This window comes from Sphingomonas bacterium, from assembly GCF_903644055.1.
Classification (GTDB): Bacteria; Pseudomonadota; Alphaproteobacteria; order Sphingomonadales; family Sphingomonadaceae; genus Sphingomonas_I.
The window spans coordinates 1-4,196 of record NZ_CAHJXD010000114.1 but is presented as its reverse complement, the minus strand read 5'-3'; the positions used below and the strand labels follow the sequence as shown (position 1 = coordinate 4,196).

4 protein-coding genes are annotated in these 4,196 nt (G+C 67.9%); 2 read left to right on the top strand and 2 right to left on the bottom strand.

Going from position 1 to position 4,196, the window contains the following annotated elements:
* Positions 1 to 89: 89 nt before the first annotated feature.
* Positions 90 to 551 carry a hypothetical protein gene (locus HUU94_RS04815; RefSeq protein ID WP_174273970.1) on the bottom strand — a complete coding sequence of 154 codons (462 nt, stop codon included), beginning with the start codon at positions 549 to 551 and terminating at the stop codon, positions 90 to 92.
* Between the two features lie 363 nt (positions 552 to 914).
* Between HUU94_RS04815 and ychF the strand changes: the two genes are divergently transcribed.
* Positions 915 to 2,015, top strand: a complete 1,101-nt coding sequence (gene ychF / locus HUU94_RS04810) for a redox-regulated ATPase YchF (RefSeq protein ID WP_174273969.1) — start codon at positions 915 to 917, stop codon at positions 2,013 to 2,015.
* A gap of 12 nt (positions 2,016 to 2,027) precedes the next feature.
* A complete protein-coding gene (locus tag HUU94_RS04805) occupies positions 2,028 to 2,483 on the top strand; it encodes a MaoC family dehydratase (protein WP_174273968.1) in 456 nt (151 codons plus the stop codon).
* Between the two features lie 169 nt (positions 2,484 to 2,652).
* Here HUU94_RS04805 and HUU94_RS04800 read toward each other — a convergent pair.
* Positions 2,653 to 4,196: serine hydrolase (locus tag HUU94_RS04800; RefSeq protein ID WP_174273967.1), on the bottom strand; the 1,544-nt coding region annotated here is incomplete at its 5' end.

Here is a 4,196-nt window from a genome sequence, read left to right as displayed (position 1 = left end):
GGTGACGTCTCAGCTTAAACAGGACCAGCCTCTATCCTCCCCTGTAAGGATGGGAATATAGTCATGCGTAAACTTGCGCGAATTTGATCCTAGAAGAAGCGCATCTTCACCGAGGCCTGCGCGACGGCGCCGGTCTTCGACCAGCTCTGGCTCGCCCCGCCGTTGGCCGGCAGGCCTGCAATGCGGTTGCGCCCATGCTCGCTCATCACCCCTGCCTCGATCCCGAACAGCGCGTTCGACGCGATCTTCGATTGGTAGCCGATGGTGGCGAGCGGCGAGAGATTGGCGTGCGTGCTGCGCATCGGCAGCGTCGGCGCGATGCTCTGCATGTTGAGCCTGCCGGCCCCGCCACCCGCCAGCGAACGCGGCAGCTTGCTCTTCCAGCTGCGGAAGCCCGCCGATATGTGAAAGCCCGCAACCGGATAATAATCGATCGTCGATGTCATGTGGAGCTTGCGGAAACGCGCGCCGGTCAGATCATCGTTGCGGGTGGTTCCACCGCGCAGGCCGATCGTATCGACGCGCAGCCGCAGATGTGGCAGGAGGCGCAACCCGGGCCGAACGCTTGCATCCGACCCGTTGCCCCCGGTCAGCTGCTCCACATCCGGCCCGGGGGTTGACGGCGTTTCCCCAAACGCCGCAACGCTCTGAACCATCGCCAGCGCCGCCGCCGTAACCCATTGAAACTTCCGCATGTACGCCTCGGATGTTGGGTAACGGTGCCGCACCGACCTGATGCCGGGATGACGGCGCTACTCGCCGAAACGCACATCCTGCGTTCATCTTATCGAGACGAACCGCCTTTAACTAGCGATGAGCTGCGGAACCTTGTCGGAATGAGCCGATGATCGGGTTAAACTGGCGTGTCCGGCGGCCAGCCTCTAAGCGCATAGCAAATCACCCCGAGGAGCATCATGGGCTTTCGCTGCGGCATCGTCGGTCTACCCAATGTTGGGAAATCGACCCTCTTCAACGCGCTGACCGAAACGGCCGCCGCGCAGGCCGCCAATTATCCCTTCTGCACGATCGAGCCCAATGTCGGGCAGGTCGCGGTGCCCGATCCGCGCCTGACCGCGATCGCCGAGATCGGCCATTCGGCCAGGATCGTCGAAACCCAGCTCGCCTTCGTCGATATCGCCGGGCTGGTACGCGGCGCGAGCAAGGGCGAGGGCCTCGGCAACCAGTTCCTCGCCAACATCCGCGAGGTCGATGCGATCGTCCACGTTCTGCGCTGCTTCGAGGGCGGCGACGTCACGCATGTCGAGGGGCGCGTCGATCCGATCGCCGATGCCGAGACGGTCGAGACCGAGCTGATGCTCGCCGATCTCGAAAGCCTCGAGAAGCGCGTCCCCGCCTTCGTCAAGAAAGCGACGCAGGGCGACAAGGACGCCAAACTCGCCGCCGCCGTGCTCGGCCAGGCGCTCGATCTGCTGCGCGCTGGGCAGCCCGCCCGCCTGACCCAGCCGAAGGACGAGGACGAGCGCCGCGTCTTCGCATCCGCGCAACTGCTCACCGCCAAGCCCGTGCTCTACGTCTGCAACGTCGACGAGGGCGCGGCCGCCGAGGGCAATGCGCTCTCCGCCAGGGTGTTCGCCAAGGCCGCGGCCGAGGGTGCCCGGGCGGTGGTCGTCTCCGCCGCGATCGAGGCCGAGATCGTCACGCTCGATCCCGCCGACCGCGCCGATTTCCTCGCCGATCTCGGTCTCGCGGAAACCGGCCTCGCGCGCGTGATCCGCGCCGGCTACGATCTGCTCCACCTGCTGACCTTCTTCACCGTCGGCCCCAAGGAAGCACGCGCCTGGACGGTCCCCGCCGGCTCCAGGGCGCCGCAGGCCGCAGGCGCGATCCACACCGATTTCGAACGCGGCTTCATCCGCGCCGAGACCACCGCCTACGCCGATTTCGTCGCCTGCAAGGGCGAGGCCGGCGCGCGCGAGGCGGGCAAGCTGCGCTCGGAAGGCAAGGAGTATGTCGTCCAGGACGGCGACATCATGCTCTTCCGCTTCAACGTCTGATCGCGAGGGACCATGCCGCGCTATCTCGAGGATCTGCCCGTCGGCACCACCGACAGCTACGGCGGCATGGTGGTCGATCGCGACGAGGTCATCGCCTTCGCGCGCGCCTACGATCCCCAGCCTTTTCACCTCGACGATGCCGCCGCCGCCGCCAATCCGGTGTTCGGGCGGCTGTCGGCGAGCGGCTGGCATACCGCGGCGATGACGATGCGCATGTCGGCCGCGCGCTGGGCGGAACAGGGCATCCAGGGGCGCGGCGCGGCCGGGCTGGACGAGCTTAGCTGGCTGCGGCCCGTCTATCCCGGCGATACGCTGCGGGTGGAGACGGAGGTGATCGGCGCGCGGCCCTCGGTCTCGCGCCCCGAACTCGGCCTGCTCAAGATCAGGTCGATCGTCTTCAACCAGCACGATCAGCCCGTGATGCGCGAGATCACCAACGTCATGATCCAGCGGCGGCCCCCGGCTTAGAATCATCGCCTCCCCTGGCGGCGGGGGAGGTGGCATCGCGCAGCGATGACGGAGGAGCGTCGCCCCATCCCGCTCATCCAGAGTAGGGCTGAGCTTGTCGAAGACCCGTATCGAAGGACCAGCAATCCTATCTTTCCGCCCGATGATCCTGCTCTAGGGAAACCGTTCCTCACCGCACCGGCGCGAAGGCGAGGTGCTGGAAGTCGAAGCTGAAATCGGCGAGCGGCGAGAGCGGTTTCATCGTCACCCCGGCGACCGCGCCGTCCTTCACCGCAAACGTCACGACCGCATCCTCGCCGACACCCTCGGGGAAGCGCGTGCGAAAGGCATCGGCGCCCCATGGCTCCAGCGCGCTCCTGAACGCGGGCGTGCGCGCGAAATCGATGCGGAGGCCGGCGCCGCGCCGCGCGACGACGATGTCGCCATACCAGAGGTCGCGATAGCGGCCGGCGTAGCGGTCGAGCGGCAGCGTCAGGCCTCCCGCCGGCGGCGCCGGCGCGCCTCCCCCGCTTTCCTTCAAGGCCTCGGCGTTCGTCCTGGCGATCCGCGTCGCCGTCGCCGCGACCCAATCGAACGGCGGTGCGCCGATCAGGCGATCGAGCAAGGCGTTGCGCAGCCCCGCCGAGCTGTTGTCCTCGCTGTTGGTATAGACCGCGACCGCACAGCCGAGCTCGGGCAGCAGCGCATGCTGGGTCACCTGCCCCGTCAGCCCGCCCGAATGCGAGAGCAGACGGTGACCGCGATAATCCTGCACGCCCCAGCCAAGCGCATAGCCGCTCATCACCGCCCGGGTCGGCATCTCGGCGGTCGGCCCGGCGCCGCTGGCGCTGATCGTCTGCGGGGTCCACATCTCGCGCGCCTGCGCTTCGCTCCACAGCCTCCCGCCGTCGGGCAGCGCGCCCTGCCGAAGCTGGACGTGGAACCAGGCGGCGACGTCCCGCGCATTGGTGTTGATCCCGCCCGCCGCATCGATCTTGTCCTGCTCGTCGGGCTGGACGACGCGCATCGGCCCCATCCCGCGCACCGGCGGCCCGAGCCGGGCGTGGCGGCCGGCGAGATTGGGGGTGCGGATGCGCGATCGCGCTGCCACCGTCTCGCGCATCCCCAGCGGCACCAGGATGCGCGCGGTGACGAAATCCTCCCAGCTCTGTCCCGTCACGCTGGTGATCAGCATTCCCGCGACGATGTAGAGAATGTTGTCATAGGCATAGCCCGCGCGAAAGCCGCGTGCGGGCTTCAGATATTGCAGGCCGTGGAGGATATCGGCCAGCGTGTGCGTGGTTTCGGGAAACTGCATCAGATCGCCCGCGCCGAGCGCCAGCCCGCTGCGATGAACGAGCAGATCGCGCACCGTCATCATGCCCGTCACCGCCGGATCATACATCCTGAACGCGGGCAGATAGCGCAGGACGGGTTCGTCCCAGCCGACCTTGCCTTCATCGACGAGGATCGCGAGCGCGGCGGCGGTGAACGCCTTGCTGTTGGAGGCGATGCCGAACAGGGTATGCGCATCGGCGCGGGGCGGGCTCCCGAGCGATCGCACGCCATAGCCGCGTGCGAAATCGGGCCTGCCCGGCCGGACGATCGCGATCGCCAGCCCCGGCACCTCGAAGCGCGTCAGGAACGCCAGCGCGAGCGCATCGATCGCGGCATCGTCGCTTGCCTCCGCCGGCCCCGCGCTCCACGCCGGCACCACCGCCAGCGATGCCGCCG

Coding starts and splice junctions, on each gene's coding strand:
- ychF (WP_174273969.1), top strand. CDS start 915: ATGGGCTTTCGCTGCGGCATCGTCGGTCTACCCAATGTTGGGAAATCG.
- HUU94_RS04805 (WP_174273968.1), top strand. CDS start 2,028: ATGCCGCGCTATCTCGAGGATCTGCCCGTCGGCACCACCGACAGCTAC.